Source organism: Nocardia sp. NPDC004654 (assembly GCF_040609595.1).
Taxonomy (GTDB): Bacteria; Actinomycetota; Actinomycetes; order Mycobacteriales; family Mycobacteriaceae; genus Nocardia.
In genome coordinates this window covers 478,454-496,347 of record NZ_JBEXKI010000004.1, presented here as the reverse complement: position 1 = coordinate 496,347, position 17,894 = coordinate 478,454, and the positions used below count along the sequence as shown (strand labels likewise).

Sequence of the window (17,894 nt, the reverse complement as noted above, 5' to 3'; positions counted from 1 at the left end):
CAGCGCGGGCTCATCGCCCGTTGCCGGGGCACCACCGCGCCACCCGACGAGTCATCGAGAGGTGCGCGGTGGTGCCCGCGCTGTTGCACGGATCGGCGGAACCGGTGGAAGGCCGACGTCCGGGCCGCCCACCACCGTTTGGCGGGTACCCCGGCGTTCCTCCCGGACGAAGGCAAGCACTACAGCGAGGCATGGTCCGAAGCCCATCGGATCTTCCACCGGACGCTGCTGGAGGGTTGCGGGAACCCCGTCCTGCTCGAGACCTTCGACCGGATGTGGACCGCGAGCGAATTGGCCCGCCGCTGGTCGACGGACCGCAACCCCGGCCGAGACGGCGCCGAGGAACACCGTCGGCTGGAAGAGGCGGCACTGGCCCGCGACGCCGACACCGCGGCCGAGCTGTTGACCCACCACCTCACCCTGACCGCAGACGCGTTGCGAGAGTGATACGCCACGCCGCGTTCGACTCCATACGCCGCGCTGGCTGCGACCGCTCGCGCCGTCCGCCAGGCACCCTCAGTCGGCGAGGTAGCGCAGCATCACCGCGGTGTCGAAGTGCCTCGTCTCGGCCAGTCGGAGCCGGATTCGCTTGTCCAGCAAGGGGAACTGTGCCCGACGCTGTCAGGCGACGACGGAACGCTGTGGCACGCCGACGTATTCGCTCAGCGGCCGGATCAGGGCGTTGGATTCGCCCTGCTCGATGATGTGGGCGGTCCAACCGGTGATGCGGCTCATCACGAAGATCGGCGTGAAGACCTCGATATCGAAACCGAGCAGGTAATACGCAGGGCCGGTGGGGAAGTCGAGATTCGGCTTGATGCCGGTGGCCTCGTTCATGGTGCGCTCGAGGATCTCGTACATCTGCACCCACTTGGCGCCGTCGGTGACGGCGGCGACGTCCAGGAACGCCTTCTTCATGGTCGGCACCCGGGAGTCACCGTTCTTGTAGACCCGGTGGCCGAAGCCCATGACCTTTTCCTTCTTGGCCAGCTTCTCGCGCATCCACTGCTCGGCCAGCGCCGGATCGCCGATCTCGATCATGTCGTGCATGACCGCCTCGTTCGCCCCACCGTGCAGCGGACCCTTGAGTGCGCCGATGGCGGCGGTGACCGCGCTGTAGATGTCCGACAGCGTAGAGGTGACCACGCGGGCGGCGAAGGTGGAGGCGTTGAAGCTGTGCTCGGCGTAGAGGATCAGCGACACCTCGAACGCCTTCACAAGCTCCGGAGCTGGGACCTTGCCGAAGCACATGTTCAGGAAGTTCTCCGCGAAACCCCTGTGCGAGTGCGGCGCGATCGGATCCAAGCCCCGGCGACGCCGGTGGTCGGCGGCCACGATGGTCGGCAGCACCGCCATCATGCGCAGTGCCTTGGCGAGGTTGGCCTTCGGCGTGTTGTCGTCCTCGGCCGGGTCCTCGGCGCCCAGGTAGCTGATCGCCGTGCGCACCACATCCATCGGATGGCAGTTCTCGGGCATCTTCGCGATCAGTGCGAGAAGCGAGCGATCGGCCCGCCGCGCGGCACGTTCCCGCTGGTTGAACAGCGCGAGCTGCGCAGCGTTCGGCAGTTCGCCATACCAGAGCAGGTAGGCGACTTCCTCGAAGCTACAGTTCGCCGCCAAATCCTGGACCGCGTAGCCGCGGTAGGTCAGGGAGTTGGTTTCCGGCACCACCTTGGAGATCGAGGTGGTGTCGACGACGACGCCGGCGAGACCTTTGTAGATGGTCGGTATCGCGGTCTCCACCATCACTGGTTCCTTCCCAATGTGAAATTGAAGATGTCGGAATCGAATTCGTTGTAGCGCTGGTACTGCAGAAGCTCATACAGGCGGCTGCGGTGCTGCATCCCGTCGAGCAGGTCGGCCTGCGTGCCCTGCTCGAAGATCTTCCGCAGCCCGGTCTCGGCGGCGTACATGGCCAGCCGCAGCGTCGTCACCGGGTAGATGACGGCGTTGTAGCCGATGGACTCCAGCGTCTCGGCCGTGAGCAGCTCGGACTTGCCGAACTCGGTCATGTTGGCCAGCAACGGAATCGAGACCGCCGCCCGGAACTTCTCGAAATCGGCGGGGGTGTGCAGGGCCTCGGTGAAGATCAGGTCCGCGCCCGCGTCGGCGTAAGCCTTCGCCCGGTCGATCGCCGCGTCGATGCCTTCGATCCCGGCGGCGTCGGTGCGCGCGCAGATCACGAAGTCCGGATCCCGGCGAGCGGCCACCGCCGCGCGCAGGCGGCGCACCATTTCGTCGGCGGGCACCACGGCCTTACCGTCCAGATGCCCGCACCGCTTCGGGTTCACCTGGTCCTCGAGGTGCAGACCCGCGATTCCGGCGTCCTCCATGATGGTGACGGTGCGCGCGGCGCTCATGGGTTCGCCGAATCCGGTGTCGGCGTCGATGAGCACCGGCAGGTCGGTGACCCGCGCGATCTGCTGACCGCGACCGGCGACCTCCGTGAGCGTGGTGAGGCCGATATCCGGCAGGCCGAGGTCGGCTGAGAGCACCGCGCCCGAGACGTAGACGCCTTCGAAGCCGATCTCCTGAATCAGCTTGGCCACCAGCGGGTTGAACGCGCCCGGGAAGCGCTGGATCTGCCCCGAGGTCAGTCCTGCCTTGAACGCGGCCCGCTTGTCGGCGGCGGACGTGGTGGCAGCCAGGAGCCCGGTCATCAGAACAGGCCCTTCGGGGACTTGGGCGCGCGGGCGAGCACGTCCGCCGAGACGGTGAAATTGAGCTCCGACAGCTCGGCGGCGGACAGCTCGCCCGCGCGCTGGACCACTTCCAGGAAGCGATCCTGCTCGGCGGGCTCCACGACGCCCTCGGCGAGGGTGCGGAACTTCGCGATGTACTGCTCGCGGGCGAACGGCCGCGCGCCGAGCGGATGGGCGTCGGCGACCGCCAGCTCGTCGGTGATGACCTCACCGCTCTTCAGGGTGATCTCGGCGCGCGCGCCGAAGGCCTTCTCGTTCGGGTCGGTGGAGTGGTAGCGCCGTGTCCACTCGGCGTCCTCCGCGGTGGAGATCTTCTTCCACAGCTCGATGGTGTCCGGGCGCTGCGCACGCTCCGGAGCGTAGGAGCGCTCGTGGTGCCACGTGCCGTCCTGCAGCGCGACCGCGAAGATGTACATGACCGAGTGGTCGAGGGTTTCGCGAGAGGCGAAGGGATCGAACTTCTGCGGATCGTTGGATCCGGTGCCGATCACGAAGTGGGTGTGGTGGCTGGTGTGGAGCACGATCGAGGCGATCTGATCCAGGTCGCCGATGCGATCGCGCATACGCCGCGCCAGGTCGATCGGAGCCTGGCTCTGGTACTCGGCGGAGTGTTCCTTGGTGTAGGTGTCGAGGATGCCGCGCTTGGCCTCGCCCGGGCTGGGCAGCGGCACGGTGTACTCCTTGCCGGGACCGCCGAGCAGCCAGGCGATCACGCCGTCCTCGCCTTCCCAGATCGGCGAGGGCGCGCCCTCGCCGCGCAGCGCGCGATCCACGGCCTCGACGGCCATCTTCCCGGCGAACGCGGGCGCGTAGGCCTTCCAGCTGGAGATCTCGCCCTTGCGGGACTGGCGGGTGGCGGTGGTGGTGTGCAGCGCCTGGCCGATGGCCTGGTAGATGGTCTCGGTGTCCAGGCCGAGCAGCGTGCCGATACCGGCCGCGGCCGAGGGGCCCAAGTGCGCGACATGGTCGATCTTGTGCTCGTGCAGGCAGATTCCGCGCACCAGATCCACCTGGATCTCGTAGCCGGTCGCCAGACCACGGATCAGGTCGCGGCCGCTGCGGCCGGTGTGCTGGGCCACGGCCAGGATCGCGGGGATGTTGTCACCCGGATGCGAGTACTCCGCGGCGAGGAAGGTGTCGTGGAAGTCGAGTTCGCGCACGGCGACGCCGTTGGCCCAGGCCGCCCACTCCGGCGAGAAACGGCCCTCGACGCCGAAGACCGTCGCGCCCGGCTGGTAAGGGTGGGTCAGCGCCTGCGCGCGGGCATTGGCGACCGGACGGCGGGTGACCGAGGCCGCGGCGACAGCCGCGTTGTCGATGATCCGGTTGACGATCATCTCTTCCGTGTCCGCGGCAACCTCCACGGTATCCGCGGCCACCTCGGCGATCTTCCACGCGAGATGCTCCTCGTGCGGAAAGTGCTCCGCAGAACGGTAGGTGCGGACGAGATGGTTCTTCACGGTCGAAGCCTCCAAGAAGTCGATTTTCACCGGTACATTTCGCACGCTACACAGCGCCAAGTCCGAGGGAAATGTCACGCAAATGCCTAATTTTGTGGAAATGGATCTGTGAAATTGTGAAAGTTGTGGAAGCCGAAGCCACTAGACTGAACGCATGCAGAAGATGTACGCGGGTGCACGGTTGCGCACGCTCCGGGAACAGCGCGGGCTCTCGCAGTCGGCGCTGGCGAAGGAGGTGGGGCTATCGGTGAGCTACATCAATCAGCTGGAGCACGATCAACGTCCGCTGACCGTTCCGGTGCTGCTGCGCCTCAATGCGCGCTACGACCTCGACATGGGCTTCTTCGCCGCCGACACCGACGCCCGGCTCATCGCCGACCTGCAGGATGTGTTCGCCGAGGACCCCGACGGCGCGAGCATCACCACGGCCGAGATGGACGACTTGGTTGCCCGAGTGCCCGCGGCCGCGCGGCTGCTGGTCGGCTTGCATCGGCGCTTGCGCGGCGCGACCGAGCAGATGGAGCGGGTGTCGGCCGGAATCGAAGGCGCCATAACGGGTTCCGCTTCCGTTATGCCCTACGAGGACGTCCGCGACTACTTCTACGACCGACGCAACCACATTCCCGAACTCGACCTGGCCGCCGAGGAGCTGTTCGCCCGCAACGGACTGAGCCTGGGCGGCCTGGACCTGCAGCTGACCCGGCTGCTGCGCGAACAGCACGGTATCGCGGTGGCGATACGCACCGACGATCCCGATCACCCTGGCCCCAAACGGGTCTACGATCCGAACGGGAACGTGCTGACCCTGGCGCGGCGGCTCAGCCCAGGGCAACGCGCGTTCCAGCTGGCCACGCAGCTGGCCTTTCTCACCCAGGCCGAGGTCATCGCCGACCTGATCGACGACGCGGACACTGTGCCCGAAGGTTCGCGCGGCCTGCTGCGCATCGGGCTTGCCAACTACTTCGCCGGAGCGCTGATCCTGCCCTACACCCAGTTCTGGGACGCGGCCGAAACCCTGCGCTACGACATCGAATTGCTGGCGGCGAAATTCGAGGTCGGCTTCGAGACCGTCTGCCACCGCCTGTCGACCCTGCAGCGTCCCGGCAAGCGGGGCGTGCCGTTCTTCTTCGTCCGCACCGACCGTGCTGGAAACATCTCGAAACGCCAGTCCGCCACCGCCTTTCACTTTTCCCGGGTGGGCGGCAGCTGCCCGCTGTGGGTGGTGCACGAGGCGTTCGCCACCCCGGGCAGCATCCGCACCCAGATCGCGCAGATGCCCGACGGACGCAACTACCTGTGGCTGGCCCGAACCACCGACGAGAAGACTCCCGGATATCTCTCTGCCAAAAGGGATTTCGCCATCGGACTAGGTTGCGACCTGGCCTACGCGGGCAAGCTCGTCTACTCGCACGGACTGCCCGTCGACGACCCGCGCACTGCGGTGCCGATCGGCGCGGGCTGCAAGGTCTGCGAGCGAACCGACTGCGCACAGCGCGCCTTTCCGCAACTGGGCCGCCCGATTCGCGTGGACGACAACAGTTCCCAGAACATCCCCTACGTACCGACGACAGCGAGCTGACCTCGGGTCGCGACCTTCCCGCGCCGTTCTCGAGGGGATGTCCGTTACGGCAGGGTGACCAGGAGCGCGCGATCGGCCGGTGCGATGTATTCGCCCGAACCGTCGCGGTCGACGAGATCGATGGTTTCGCCCGGTTCGGGCTCACGAATGTCGCTGCAGCACAAGGCCGACCGGGTGGCCGGTCGTGTGACCAGCCACCCGGGGATAGTCACTTCGCGGGCGGGGTGAACGGTGCGTTGATGGTGGTGAAGTACTGGATGGCCGCGCCGATGGCGACCGGTGCGGTCACGAAGATCTGCCCGGCGAGAGTTCCGAGGGCGCCGACGGCGAGGATGCCGCCGATGCAGCCGACGGCGGCGGCGGGGATGAAGGGCCCGAAGAGGCCGACGATGGTGGCCGAGGCGACCGTCGCCCCGACGATGCCGCCGAGCACGCAGCCGACGGCGCCGCCGCCGAGGCCGCCGACCAGGGTGCCGATGCTCGCGCCCATGCTGATGGTGCTGGTCATCCGGGACCAGGCTGCCTGCTCTCGTTCGTATTCGGTCTTCCACGGCGCCTTGTCCTCGAAGGGCAGCGCGACCGGCTTGTAGACGGCCTTGTCCATGGACAGTTCCGGGGTGAGGGTCGCGGTGCGGCCGTCGATGTCGGCGCGGATCGGGAACTGGAAGTCATCGATGCCGAAGGTCAGCGGGGTCGCGGCGATCACGGTTCCACTCGGCGACTTCACCTTCAGCGCTCCGTCCTCGACCGCCAATGCACCGGAATCGATCTCGATGATCGAGGCGGTGTCGGTGGCGTGCGCGGTGAAGGACACCGGCGATTCCGGTGTGGCGTGCGCGGTGGCGGTGGCGGTGGTCAGCGCGGCCAGAGCCAGCGCGGGCAGAGCCAGGGTCCTCATCAGCATGGAGATGTTCCTCGTTGTCGAACAGTGCCGAGCGGTGCGTCGGCTGCCCTACTATTGATAATGATTATCGTTAGCGCAAATCGGTCGACGAAACGCGCTGTGCCGCAAGGGTGTCGCGCCGCTGGCTTGTCGTCTATCTAAAGATAATGGTTATCATTAGCGTCTGCGTGAGGTTTGGAGGCTTCTGTTGGGACACCTGCTGATGGTGGAGAGCTGGGTCGGATCGATGAGCACACTGCTGCCGGCCGGAATCGGGGACAGCGGGCACACGTTCAGCTTCCTGACTCGCGATCTGGGGCATTACCTGCGCGGGAAACCGGGTACCCATCCGCTGCTCGGCGCGGCCAATGTACTCACCGCCGAGACCAATGACGAGGACACGCTGCTGCCGTACGTGCGGCGCCTGCACGAGGTGCTCGGCTTCGACGGGGTGCTGTCGTCCTGCGACTACTACCTGCCCACCGTGGCGGCGATCGCCGCCGACTTGGGTCTGCCCGGCCCCGGCCGCGACGCGGTCGCCGCGGCCTGCCAGAAGCACCGCACTCGGGAATTGTGCGGTGCCGCGGGCGTTCCGGGTCCGGCGTTCGTGGTGGTGACGTGCGCCGAGGAGGCCGTCGAGGCGGCGCGGGGCATCGGATACCCGGTGGTGGTCAAACCGGTCGACTTGTGCGGCGGCATGTTCGTGACCCGCGCCGAGGACGACGCCCAACTGCGCGAGGCGCTGGACGCGCTCGGCGGATTCCCACGCAACGCCCGCGGCCAGGAGCGCTCACCTCAGGTACTCGTCGAAAAGCTCCTGCACGGACCGGAATTCAGCGTCGAGACGGTGACCGCCCGCGGCATCACCACGGTGGTCGGGGTCACCGACAAACGGCTCACCGGCGCCCCGGCGTTCATCGAGGCGGGACACATGTTCCCCGCCGCGCTCTCCCCGGCCGAACACGACGCTCTCACCGGCACGGCCCGCGCCGCGATCTCCGCGCTCGGTCTCGACGACACCGTCGCCCACATCGAGATCATGCTCACCGCGGAAGGTCCGCGTTTGATCGAGGTGAACCCGCGCCCGGCGGGCAACCGCATCACCGAACTCGTCCGCCGGGTCACCGGCATCGATCTGGCAGCCGTCCACGCGCAGGTCGCCGCGGGGCAGACGCCCGATCTGACGGTGCGGCCCACCGGAATCGGCAGTGCCGCCATCGCTTTCGTGGTGCCACAGGAGGCGGGCACCTTGACCGCGCTGACGGGTGCGCAGGACTGGCCGCTCGACCCGCGGATCGTCGAGCACACCCTCGCCGAACCCGGCGCGACCGTGCGGGCCGCGACGAACAACAACAACTATCTCGGTCACGTCATGGTTGCCGTCGAATCCGCTGACACCGCAGGCGATCTCGCTCAGTCGCTGATCGAAAAGCTGTCGGTCGAGGTCGCCTCATGAGTCCCGTGCAGACCACCGCCCCGCATTCGGTCGCCGAACTCCTGACCCGGGCCGCGGACGGACGCCTCGGCCCCGACCCGGCGACCCTCACGATCTCCAACGCCTTCCTCACCCGATACGACACCCGCCACCGAGGCAGCCGCAGCGGCTACCGCAATGCCGTGCTCGGCCTGCGCACCGGAGCCTCGGTCGGCTCGTGCAGTGTCGAGCCCACCGCCGACAACGACGAACTGCTCGACGACTGTGTCGGCGTCCGCGTGGCCGATCTCCTGCGGCACCCGCTGCTCCCGGTGCGCATCGCCGCCTTGGACGCCTATCTGATGCACCTGCGCCCGCATCCGGCGGCAGTCGGCACGATGGCCCGTGCGGTGACGATCGAGCCCGGCGACAGCCTGACGAAATCGCGGCAGCGGGCGCGGGCGGTGGTGGCGCTGCTGCCCGACCGCACCCGCCGCGTGCTGGTCGTCGGCGTGGTCGGATCGCTGCTCGCCGCGCTGCGTGAGCGCGGAATAACTTATATCCCTTGTGATTTCGCTGGCGGCACCAGCGAGTGGGGCGAACCGGTGCATCGCGACCTCGACGGAGTCGACCGCGACTACGACGCCATGCTGGTGACCGGGATGACCTTGGGCAACGGTTCCTTCGACGCTTTGGCGGCCGAGGCTCGGGACCGCTCGCTCCCGCTCGTCGCCTACGCCCAGAGCGGCAGTGCGGTGCTGCCGTGGTTCCTCGGCGCCGGTGTGCACGCCGTGTCGGCCGAGCCGTATCCGTTCTTCTCTCTCGACGGCGGACCGAGCACTCTGTTCCACTACCGCGGCGGGGTGGACGAGTGAAACCCCAACCGGATCTGCTGGCATTGGTCGGCGGTACTCCCGTGATCCCGGTCCCGGCCGGCGCCACCCACTATCTGGCCAAACTGGAGGCGGCGAGCATCGCGGGAATGAAAGCACGCGCCGCGGTCTCCATGCTGACCGCCGCCCGCGCCCGCGGCGAGCTCGCGGTCGGTGCGCCGGTGATCGAATCCACCAGCGGCACACTGGGGCTTGGCCTCGCCCTGGCGGGCAAAGCGCTCGGCCATCCGGTGACCCTCGTGGTCGACGCCGGTCTCGAACCGGAGATGCGCTCCCTGTTCACCGCCTTCGGCGTCGGACTCGACATCGTCACCGAACCACACCCCGACGGTGGATGGCAGCAGGCCCGCCTCGACCGGCTCGCCGCCCTCGTTGCCGCGACACCGGGCGCCTACTGGCCCGACCAGTACGACAACCCCGACAACGCGGCCGGATACACCGCCATGGGCCAGGAAATACTAACCCAAGTCGACCGAGCCGATGTCCTGGTCGCCGCGATCGGGTCGGGCGGGCACTGCGCGGGCCTGACCCGGGTCCTGCGCACCCGCTGGCCGGATCTGCGGGTCGTCGGCGTGGACGCGACCGGGTCGCGGATCTTCGGCCAGCCCGACCGGCCGCGCCTGATGCGCGGCCTCGGCAGCAGCATCCTGCCGCGCAATGTGGCCTACGACGACTTCGACGAGGTGCACTGGGTCGGTGCGGCCGAAGCGGTGGCCTCCTGCCGGGAGCTCGCCGCACGGACCGGCGTCGCCGGTGGCTGGAGCACCGGGGCGACCGCCCTGGTCGCGGACTGGCTGGCTCGGCGCGAACCCGATTCCCGCGTCCTCACGGTGTTTCCGGACGGACCGCATCGCTACCTGCGCTCGATCTACGACGACGACTGGTGCCACCGGCACGGCATCACCGCCGTACCGGCCACCGAACCGGACGAACTCGCCGCCCCGGATGCCGCCGAGGTCCACGGCTGGGCTCGGTGCGCGGTGGTGCGTGATCCCCGTCGCGAGCAGGTGGGAGCATGAGGATCACCTGGCAGACCGCCCGGCTGGAACTTGCTCGCCCCCTTCGCATCTCCCGCGCGAGCATGTCCGGACGCGACGCGGTGTGGGTGCGCCTGAGCGACGGGGAAGACCACGGCTGGGGTGAAGTGGTCACCAGCCCCCGGCTGGGACTCGACACCGCCCGCATCACCACCGCGCTCACCGAACTGGCCGCCCGGGTCGAGGCATGCGATGCGCCCGAACAACTTCGCGCGAACCTGTCCGGCCTGCGCACCACCTTCCCGCCGCCGGTGGTCTGCGCCGTCGACAGCGCGGTGCACGACCTGCTGGCCCGCCGCGCAGGCGTGTCCGTCGCGACGTATCTCGGCTTGCCTCATCGTGTTCGGGTACCGACCGCCTGCACGATCGGCCTGACGAGCGTCGCCGAGGCCGGTGACCGCACCGCCGAACTGATCGCTGCCGGGTTCTCCGTCGTGAAGATGAAACTCGGCGCGCCCGACCCCGCCGACGACATCGCCCGCGTCCGCGCGGTGCGTGCCGTCGCCCCGTCGGCGACCCTGCTGCTCGACCCCAACGGCGCCTGGGACGCCGCTACCGCGGTGACGGTGCTGCGGACATTGGCCGAGCTCGATATCGCCGCCGTCGAGCAGCCGGTGCCCGCCGGTCGGCCCGCGTGGCTGGCCGAGGTCGCCGCCCGTGCGCCGATGCCGGTGATCGCCGACGAGGACGCGGGCACCGTCGCCGACCTGGACTGGCTACCGGACGGGATCGGCGGCATCAACATCAAACTCGCCGAATGCGGCGGGCTCGATGCCGCGCTCGCCATGATCGGCCACGCCCGCGACCGCGGCCTGGATGTGATGCTCGGCTGCCAGGCCGCCAGCTCGCTCGGCATCGCCCCGGCGGTGCATCTGCTCGGCGCCGCACGCTGGGTCGACCTCGACGGGCACCTGCTACTGGCCGAGGACCCGTGGACCGGCCTCGGAGCAGCCGACGGCGTCCTGAGCACACCTGCCGGACCAGGTCTCGGCGTCACCACCGCGGTGGCCGCGCGGTGAGCGCCTTGATGGAGCTGCGGAGTCTCCCGCGTTCGGTGCGGTTGCTGCTGGCCAATCAGTGTCTGGGCAATATCGGGTTCTTCATGCTTGTGCCGTTTCTGGCCGACTACCTACGCACGGATTTGGCGCTGTCGGTGACGGTCGTCGGCGTCGTCCTCGGCGTACGCAATCTCAGCCAGCAAGGCTTGTTCCTGGTCGGTGGGTCGGCCGCGGACCGGCTCGGCGCGCGCGGGGTGATCATCGTGGGCGCTGGCATCCGCGCGATCGGTTTCGTGCTGTTCGCGATCGGTGGGTCGCTGCCGGTGGTGCTGGCCGGGTCGGTGCTCACCGGATTCGCGGGCGCCCTGTTCAACCCGGCCGTGCGCGCCTACATCGCTCGTGACAGCGAGGACCGCGCGGCGCAAGCTTTCGCCTGGTTCAACGTGTTCGGCAATGCCGGGTGCGCGCTCGGTCCGGTGATCGGGACCGTGCTGGTGGGAGTGGGTTTCCGGATCACCGCGCTGACGGCGGCAGCGGTGTTCGCCGGATTGACCGTGGCGCAGCTGCTGCTCCTGCCGGACCGGCCCGTACCGCCGAGCGGCACCACCTTGCGCGCGGATTTCGCCACCGTGTTCACCGACCGCCGGTTCTGGGCGTTCTCGCTGGCGCTGGCCGGATTGTTCGTACTGCAGAGCCAGCTGTACTTGCTGTTCACCCTGCAAGCACGCGACCTGGCCGGGGCCGCCGCGGGTCCGGCCGCCGTCGCCGCCCTCTTCGTCGTGGAGACCGTCGCGGTGGTGGTGTTGCAGGTTCCGGTGACCAGAGTGCTGGGTCGCCGCGGCGAGCGCGGCCCGATGATGGCCGCCGGAATGGCTTTGCTCGGCGCGGCGTTCCTGCCGGTACCTCTGGCGGCAGCTGGAGATCCTCCCGCCGGGACCGGCGTCGCCGAGGTTGCCGTGCGCATCGCTCCCGTCCTGCTCGGCGCGGTGGTGCTGGCACTGGGGGTGACGGTGGCGCAGCCGTTCGTGAACGAGGCCATCCCACGCTTCTCCGGCCCCACCCTCACCGGAACCTATTACGGCGCTTTCTATTTGGCTTCGGGCCTGCTCACGTTGGCCGCCGGTGCGCTGGTCGGTGCGGTCGTCGACCACGGCGGCGGGCCGCTGGGGTGGCGGCCCGCCCTGGTGTGCGCCGCGCTCGGATTCGGCTCGGCCGCAGCGGTCTTGGCCTTGCACCGCGCGCGTCTCCTGCCCGGCCCCGAAGTATCGACCTCCCCGGCGCAGTCGCTGCGCCCCGCGAAAGGCAACCGATGACCCCCGCAGGCCCGGTCCGCTTCAGCGAGAACCTGCTCACCGACAACCCCGCTCTCTACGAGCGCACCTTCCCCGGCACGGGTGCGGACAACGCGCGATTCGTCGCCGACCTGGTGGACCGCTTCGGCACCGGCCCGCGGCTCAGCCTGCTCGACGCGGGCTCGGGCACCGGCCGCGACGCCGCCCGCTTGGCCGAACTCGGCTTTCGGGTGCGCGGCGTCGACCTGTCCGAACAGATGGTCCGCTACGCCCGGACCCGTTGCCCCGCCGTCGAATTCGTGATCGGCGACCTGCGCACCCTCGATACCCCGGCCCCGGTGGACGTGCTCACCTGTCTTGGCAGCACCCTGCTGCACCTGCACGACACCGCCGACGTGCTCACCGCACTGCACCGTTTCGCCGCCTGCCTGCGGCCGGGCGGCCTGCTCGTCCTCGAGATGCGCAACGGCGCCTTCCTGCTGACCGACCGAGGCCGTCGCGAACTTCTCGACGACCAGCCGCAGCGGCACATCGAATGGGAGGGACTGACCTACACCTCGCGCACCCGCCTCACCGTCGACCTGCCCGCCCAGCTGCTGCGCCGGGAACGGGTCTGGACCTGGCCGGGCTGCGCGGAGCCTGTCGCGCAGCACACCGCCTGGCGGCTGCTCTTCCCGCAGGAACTGCGTCACTTGCTCGACAGTGCCGGATTCGAGGTGCTGGCCCTGTTCGACCAACCGGGCCCGCTCACCACACCGGCATGGCCCGGGGACGGAACACTCGGCGACCGTCTCGACGGCGACCGACTGCACGTGGTCGCCCGCCAGGCCCGTAGCGGGGAGGCATGATGAGCGTCCCGATCCGCGTCGGCGTCGGCGCAGCCTTCGGCAGTTGTGGCGAACTTCTCCAGGGCGTCACCGCCGAGAACGGGCGCGATTTCCTGGTCACCCTCCCGATCACCCGCGGCTCGGTGGCCGTGTTCGAACCCGACCCCAGCCGCGACGACGTGACCGTCGTGCCTGCCCACAAGACCAAGTCGCGTGCTGTCGCGGCCGCCGTGCTCGCCGGATCCGCGGCGCTGCGCGGCGGCGTGCTCACGGTGCTCGGCGACCTGCCCGAGGGCAAGGGCCTGGCCAGCTCCACCGCCGACTTGGTCGCGACCGCACGCGCCGTCGCCGACGCGGAGGGCAGGACACTGGCCGCCACCGAGATCGAGGCCGTCTTGCGCGGCATCGAACCCTCCGACGGCATCATGTATCCGGGAGCCGTGGCCTACTACCATCGCGAGGTCCGCCTGCTGGCCGCGCTCGGCGCGCTGCCGCCGCTGACCGTCGTCACCGGTGACGAGGGCGGCTGTGTCGACACGGTCGCCTTCGACCGGAATCGGCCTGCCGTGCCGCCCGTCATCGCACGCGAATACAGTTCGCTGCTCGCCACACTGACCGAGGCCGTCGCCCGGGGCGATGCCGCCACCATCGGCGCGGTGTCCACCCGCAGCGCCCGCCTCAGCGCACCGCTGCGTGAGCGTCCGCACCTGGAAGCCACCATCGCCGCCGCCGAACGCATCGGCGCCCTCGGCGTTGTCGTCGCGCACAGCGGAACAACCACCGGCATCCTGCTCGACGAGCGCGACCCCGAGGTGGCGGCGAAAACGGTCGCGGCACAGCGGATTTGTGCGCAGTTCGCGGTTTCGGTGGACCTACACCGCTCGTGGCGCCCCGGTCCACCCGAGGGCATCTCCCGGCTGTTCGCCGAGGCGGCGAGCCGATGATCACAGTGCGCGACATCGGATTCGCCTACGGCGGCGCGGTCGTACTCGACGGCGTCGGCCTCGTCGCCGAACCCGGTGACACCGTCGGGCTCATCGGTCCCAACGGGTCGGGCAAGTCCACCCTGCTGCGGCTGATCTACCGGGCGCTGCGTCCCACCTCCGGCGTGATCACCGTCGACGACATCCCCATCACCGGCCTGCGGGGGCGGGCGCTGGCGGAGCGGCTCGCGGTGGTCACTCAGGAATCCGCCGCGGACACCCCCATGACCGTCACGGAATCGGTCCTGCTCGGCCGCGCACCGTGGGCCAATGCGGTGCAGGGCATTTCGCGGGCGGACCGGATCACCGCGGCCGCCGCGCTGGCACGAGTCGGCGCCCGGCATCTGGCCGAGCGGCCGTTCGCGCACCTGTCCGGCGGAGAACGCCAGCGGGTGCTGATCGCCCGCGCCCTCGCCCAGCAAGCCGACCACCTGCTGCTCGACGAGCCAACCAACCATCTCGACATCGGCTACCAGCACGAGCTCCTCGGCCTGGTCCGTGACCTACCTGGCACGACAACGATCGTCGTCCTGCACGATCTGAATCTGGCCGCCCGCTACTGCGACCGCCTTGTCCTGTTGCACCACGGACGAGTCCGCGCGGCGGGCACGGTGGACGAAGTGCTCACACCGGACATCCTCGAACCCGTCTACGGCGTCGCCGTGCAGCGGGCCGACGCGTTCGGTGCGCCGCAGCTGCTCTTCGGTCCGCGCGCAGGCACCGAGGAGAAGGTGGCGCTGCGATGAGCGAACCATGTTGCCAGCGCGCTTCGCGCATGCCGGAGCCGAGCGCCAGCGAGGCGCGGGCATGAGCGTCGACGATCTCGGCCATGACCGGCACCGCGCGCACACCCTGCTCTGGGTCGGCGGGCTCACCGGTCTGCTGCTGCTCGTGCTGGTTCTGGCCACCGGCTTGGGACCGGTGTCGGTTCCGCCCGTGACGGTCGCGCGCATCGTCGGGCACCACACCGTCGGGTTCCCCGCGACCGCGGAGTGGACGACGGCGCAGGACGCCATCGTGTGGTTGGTCCGTGTGCCACGAGTCCTGCTCGGCGCGCTGGTCGGCGCCGCGCTGGCCGTCAGCGGCGCGGTCTTGCAGACGCTGGTGCGCAATGTGCTGGCCGACCCGCACATCCTCGGCGTCACCTCCGGCGCCTCCACGGGCGCCGCGGTGTCGCTGCTGTTCGGGGTCTCCGTCGCGGCCGGCGCCCTGGCCGCGAGCGCGTTCGCCGGTGCGCTGGGAGCGACGGCACTGCTGTTCGCCGTCGCGCGCATCAACGGCGCGATGACCTCGCTGCGGCTGCTGCTCGGCGGCGTCACCATCGGATACCTGTTCTCCGCCGCCACCAGCTTCCTGATCTTCGCCTCCGACAATCAGGAAGGCGCACGCACGGTGCTCTTCTGGCTGCTCGGCTCGCTCGGCTCGGCGGCATGGCCGAGCGTGGCGACGACGACCATCGCGACCCTCGCCACCGTCGCCACGCTGGTGCTGCTGGCGCCCCGCCTCGATGTGCTCGCCGCCGGTGACGACACCGCACGCGCACTCGGCATGTCGCCGGTCCGGTTCCGGATGTTCGTGCTCGGCATCGTCGCCCTCGCCGTCGGGGCCGTGGTCGCGGTCGCCGGGGCGATCGGGTTCGTCGGCCTGATCGTGCCGCATGTGGCGCGGCTGTGCGTCGGCTCCGCGCACCGGCAGCTTCTCCCGGTCTCGGCGCTGCTCGGCGCGCTGTTCCTGGTGACCGCGGACGTGGTGGCCCGCACCGCGTTCGCGCCGCGCGAGCTGCCGCTGGGCATCGTCACCGCCGTGGTCGGCGCCCCGCTGCTCCTGGTGCTCATTCGGCGATTCCGGCAGTCCCCCAACTGATTTCCCCTTCGAAAGGACCACCCGTGCCCACCCGTCTCCTGCATCAACGCCGTGCCGCGCTTCCGGCCGCTCTGCTCGCCGCCGCCGTCCTCACCGGCTGCGGGGGCCCCGCGCCCGCCACCACCCCGGCTGCCGACGGCTTCCCGCTGACCATCTCGAGCTGCGGCCGCGACGTCACCTTCACCGCGCCACCGCGCCGAGTCGTCACCGTCGGGTCGGTCGCCGCCCCGCTCATCGCCGCCGCCGGCGCCGCGGACCGCATCGTCACCCGCACCTTCGAGACCGCACCCCTTCCCGGGCAGTACGCCGACGCGGTGAAGAACATCGAAATCGTCGCCCCCACCGGCGAACTCGCGCGCGAGGAGATCATCAACCGGGCGCCTGACCTGGTGGTGAGCTACGAGGGCGCGGCCGTCACCCCCGACGACTTGGCGAAGGTGAACATCCCACTGCTGGTCACCCGCGGCTACTGCCGCGACGCCGCGGGCACGTTCGACGACGTGTTCGCCGACATCGAGCTCTACGGCAAGCTGTTCGGCACCGCCGACGCCGCCACCGCGTCCACCGCCGAACTGCGCGGCCGAGTGGCCGCCGTCGCCGCCAAGCACCAACCGGCCAGCACGTCGGCGAAACCCGCTGCCGCCCTGATCATCTCCCGTGACGGTGCCAAGGTCAGCGCCTACGGCAGCACCAGCACGGTGGCCACCCAGATGCGGATGCTCGGCTTGGACAACATCTTCGGCGATGTGGCCAAGCGCCAGTTCGACGCCAACACGGAGACGCTGATCCAACGCGATCCCGAAGTGATCATCCTGCTCACCCAGGGCACGCAGACCCCCGAGTCGGCCACGGCGGCTCTGAAGGAGCGCCCGGAATTCGCCGGACTGCGCGCGGTCCGGGACAACCGCATCATCGCGGTGCCCTTCGGTTACACGGGGCCGGGACCGGTCGCCGTGGAAGGTCTCGAGATTCTCGACCGCGCCCTGGGCGGTCAGCGGTGAGCGCGGACTACGTGGTGCGCCTGGCCGGGCCCGCCGACGTGGCAGGCGCCCGCAGCGTCATGCTCGACACCTTCTACCACGTCTTCGGCATCGGCTACCTGCCCGAATACCACGACGACGTAATCGATCCCGAGTCGGCCTACCTGCGTCACCCGCTCAACCGCCTCTGGGTAGCAGAACACGCCGGACACATCGTGGCCACCACGGCTATCCGCGCCCAGGGACCGCGCCCACCACACCCGCGCTGGCTGACCGAGCGCTATCCCGACCCACGCACCGCCCAGCTGTTCCGCGTCTATGTCCGCCCCGAGCACCAGCGGCGCGGCCTGGCCCGCCGACTGGTGGCAACGGCGGTCGAATACGTCGACGCCACCCCGGAATTCGACGACCTGTACCTGCACACCGACGCACGCACACCCGGCGCTCTCGAATTCTGGCAGAGCTGCGCCCGACTGGTGCACGACGCACGCACCCCCGGCGAGGGATTCCAAACGGTGCATTTCGACATCCCGCTGCCCCGGCACGCCGCCACCGCGCGACGAGAGCACGCCGTGCGGTAGTAGCTCGGCTCGAGGCCACGGCCGCGCGGACGTTGCGCCAACGCGCGCCCGTCTGCGCGGCCGACCGGTCACGAAGCCCGTATGCCCGGCGCCTCCCGACCGATCACTCGAGCCCGGCTGCGTACCGGTCCAGACCTGACTTCCGCGACGAGCCGCAATGCCGATCCAGGGCATTCGCCGGATCCCGGACATGATGATTCTCCTGGCCGAATGGCAACCCGAGGTATCCCTGACCGAGTTGCGCAGGGCCGTCGACTTGCTCCTGAACCATCTCGAAGCTGTCGCAGCCGGCGACACCATTCGCCTGGACGAGGGACTACTTCTGCGCTCGAACACACAGCCGGCGAATGCGGCAAATCTGCCAGGTTTTTGTGCACCTAAGTGAACCTCTTTCAAACCATG

The 17,894-nt window shown here is 69.4% G+C and carries 18 protein-coding genes and 1 pseudogene; 14 read left to right on the top strand and 5 right to left on the bottom strand.

Translation table 11 applies throughout. From position 1 onward, the window contains the following. Positions 1-12: 12 nt before the first annotated feature. Entirely contained in the window at positions 13-447 is a 435-nt protein-coding gene (locus tag ABZV58_RS16575; protein ID WP_355001161.1) for an FCD domain-containing protein, read from the top strand. 69 nt (positions 448-516) lie between these two features. Here the strand turns inward: ABZV58_RS16575 and ABZV58_RS16570 are convergent. The 4 genes and pseudogenes from ABZV58_RS16570 to prpD form a co-directional block, all read right to left on the bottom strand. Then, positions 517-606: pseudogene (locus ABZV58_RS16570) on the bottom strand (dihydrofolate reductase); the annotation flags it as partial. A 15-nt stretch (positions 607-621) separates the two neighbouring features. Beyond that, the gene (locus ABZV58_RS16565; RefSeq protein ID WP_355001160.1) at positions 622-1,743 is read right to left on the bottom strand and encodes a bifunctional 2-methylcitrate synthase/citrate synthase; all 1,122 of its coding nucleotides are present in this window, start codon (positions 1,741-1,743) and stop codon (positions 622-624) included. A gap of 2 nt (positions 1,744-1,745) precedes the next feature. Then, positions 1,746-2,660 carry a methylisocitrate lyase gene (gene prpB / locus ABZV58_RS16560; protein ID WP_355000967.1) on the bottom strand — a complete coding sequence of 305 codons (915 nt, stop codon included), beginning with the start codon at positions 2,658-2,660 and terminating at the stop codon, positions 1,746-1,748. Then, positions 2,660-4,162: a 2-methylcitrate dehydratase PrpD gene (prpD, locus tag ABZV58_RS16555; RefSeq protein WP_355000966.1), complete on the bottom strand. Its 1,503-nt coding sequence runs from the start codon at positions 4,160-4,162 to the stop codon at positions 2,660-2,662. The genes prpB and prpD overlap by 1 nt, the downstream gene beginning before the upstream one ends. Positions 4,163-4,316: 154 nt before the next feature. On the opposite strand from prpD, the gene ABZV58_RS16550 reads away from it, so the two are divergent. Beyond that, entirely contained in the window at positions 4,317-5,741 is a 1,425-nt protein-coding gene (locus ABZV58_RS16550; RefSeq protein WP_355000965.1) for a short-chain fatty acyl-CoA regulator family protein, read from the top strand. A 208-nt stretch (positions 5,742-5,949) separates the two neighbouring features. Here the strand turns inward: ABZV58_RS16550 and ABZV58_RS16545 are convergent, their stop codons facing one another. Then, on the bottom strand, positions 5,950-6,645 hold the full coding sequence (locus ABZV58_RS16545) for a hypothetical protein (protein WP_355000964.1): 696 nt from the start codon (positions 6,643-6,645) through the stop codon (positions 5,950-5,952). A 226-nt stretch (positions 6,646-6,871) separates the two neighbouring features. Between ABZV58_RS16545 and ABZV58_RS16540 the strand changes: the two genes are divergently transcribed. The 12 genes from ABZV58_RS16540 to ABZV58_RS16485 all read left to right on the top strand — a co-directional run bounded on the left by ABZV58_RS16540 (position 6,872) and on the right by ABZV58_RS16485 (position 17,877). Next, positions 6,872-8,080, top strand: a complete 1,209-nt coding sequence (locus ABZV58_RS16540; RefSeq protein WP_355000963.1) for an ATP-grasp domain-containing protein — start codon at positions 6,872-6,874, stop codon at positions 8,078-8,080. After that, complete coding sequence (locus ABZV58_RS16535) at positions 8,077-8,913, top strand: hypothetical protein (RefSeq protein ID WP_355000962.1); 837 nt, start codon at positions 8,077-8,079, stop codon at positions 8,911-8,913. Before ABZV58_RS16540 ends, ABZV58_RS16535 begins: the two co-directional genes overlap by 4 nt. Further along, positions 8,910-9,950 carry a PLP-dependent cysteine synthase family protein gene (locus ABZV58_RS16530; RefSeq protein WP_355000961.1) on the top strand — a complete coding sequence of 347 codons (1,041 nt, stop codon included), beginning with the start codon at positions 8,910-8,912 and terminating at the stop codon, positions 9,948-9,950. Before ABZV58_RS16535 ends, ABZV58_RS16530 begins: the two co-directional genes overlap by 4 nt. Next, positions 9,947-10,987 carry an enolase C-terminal domain-like protein gene (locus ABZV58_RS16525; protein WP_355000960.1) on the top strand — a complete coding sequence of 347 codons (1,041 nt, stop codon included), beginning with the start codon at positions 9,947-9,949 and terminating at the stop codon, positions 10,985-10,987. Before ABZV58_RS16530 ends, ABZV58_RS16525 begins: the two co-directional genes overlap by 4 nt. Further along, positions 10,984-12,279, top strand: coding sequence for an MFS transporter (locus tag ABZV58_RS16520; protein WP_355000959.1), 1,296 nt, complete (start codon positions 10,984-10,986; stop codon positions 12,277-12,279). The genes ABZV58_RS16525 and ABZV58_RS16520 overlap by 4 nt, the downstream gene beginning before the upstream one ends. Beyond that, positions 12,276-13,106 (top strand): class I SAM-dependent methyltransferase, encoded by an 831-nt coding sequence (locus ABZV58_RS16515; protein ID WP_355000958.1) that lies wholly within the window; start codon positions 12,276-12,278, stop codon positions 13,104-13,106. Before ABZV58_RS16520 ends, ABZV58_RS16515 begins: the two co-directional genes overlap by 4 nt. Continuing rightward, positions 13,106-14,029, top strand: coding sequence for a hypothetical protein (locus ABZV58_RS16510; protein WP_355000957.1), 924 nt, complete (start codon positions 13,106-13,108; stop codon positions 14,027-14,029). The genes ABZV58_RS16515 and ABZV58_RS16510 overlap by 1 nt, the downstream gene beginning before the upstream one ends. Next, entirely contained in the window at positions 14,026-14,814 is a 789-nt protein-coding gene (locus ABZV58_RS16505) for an ABC transporter ATP-binding protein (RefSeq protein WP_355000956.1), read from the top strand. The genes ABZV58_RS16510 and ABZV58_RS16505 overlap by 4 nt, the downstream gene beginning before the upstream one ends. Before the next feature lie 61 nt (positions 14,815-14,875). After that, entirely contained in the window at positions 14,876-15,931 is a 1,056-nt protein-coding gene (locus tag ABZV58_RS16500) for an iron ABC transporter permease (RefSeq protein ID WP_355000955.1), read from the top strand. A 23-nt stretch (positions 15,932-15,954) separates the two neighbouring features. Then, positions 15,955-16,932, top strand: coding sequence for an ABC transporter substrate-binding protein (locus ABZV58_RS16495; RefSeq protein WP_355000954.1), 978 nt, complete (start codon positions 15,955-15,957; stop codon positions 16,930-16,932). Then, positions 16,929-17,492, top strand: coding sequence for a GNAT family N-acetyltransferase (locus ABZV58_RS16490; protein ID WP_355000953.1), 564 nt, complete (start codon positions 16,929-16,931; stop codon positions 17,490-17,492). The genes ABZV58_RS16495 and ABZV58_RS16490 overlap by 4 nt, the downstream gene beginning before the upstream one ends. A gap of 157 nt (positions 17,493-17,649) precedes the next feature. Next, positions 17,650-17,877 carry a hypothetical protein gene (locus ABZV58_RS16485; protein ID WP_355000952.1) on the top strand — a complete coding sequence of 76 codons (228 nt, stop codon included), beginning with the start codon at positions 17,650-17,652 and terminating at the stop codon, positions 17,875-17,877. Positions 17,878-17,894: the final 17 nt, after the last annotated feature.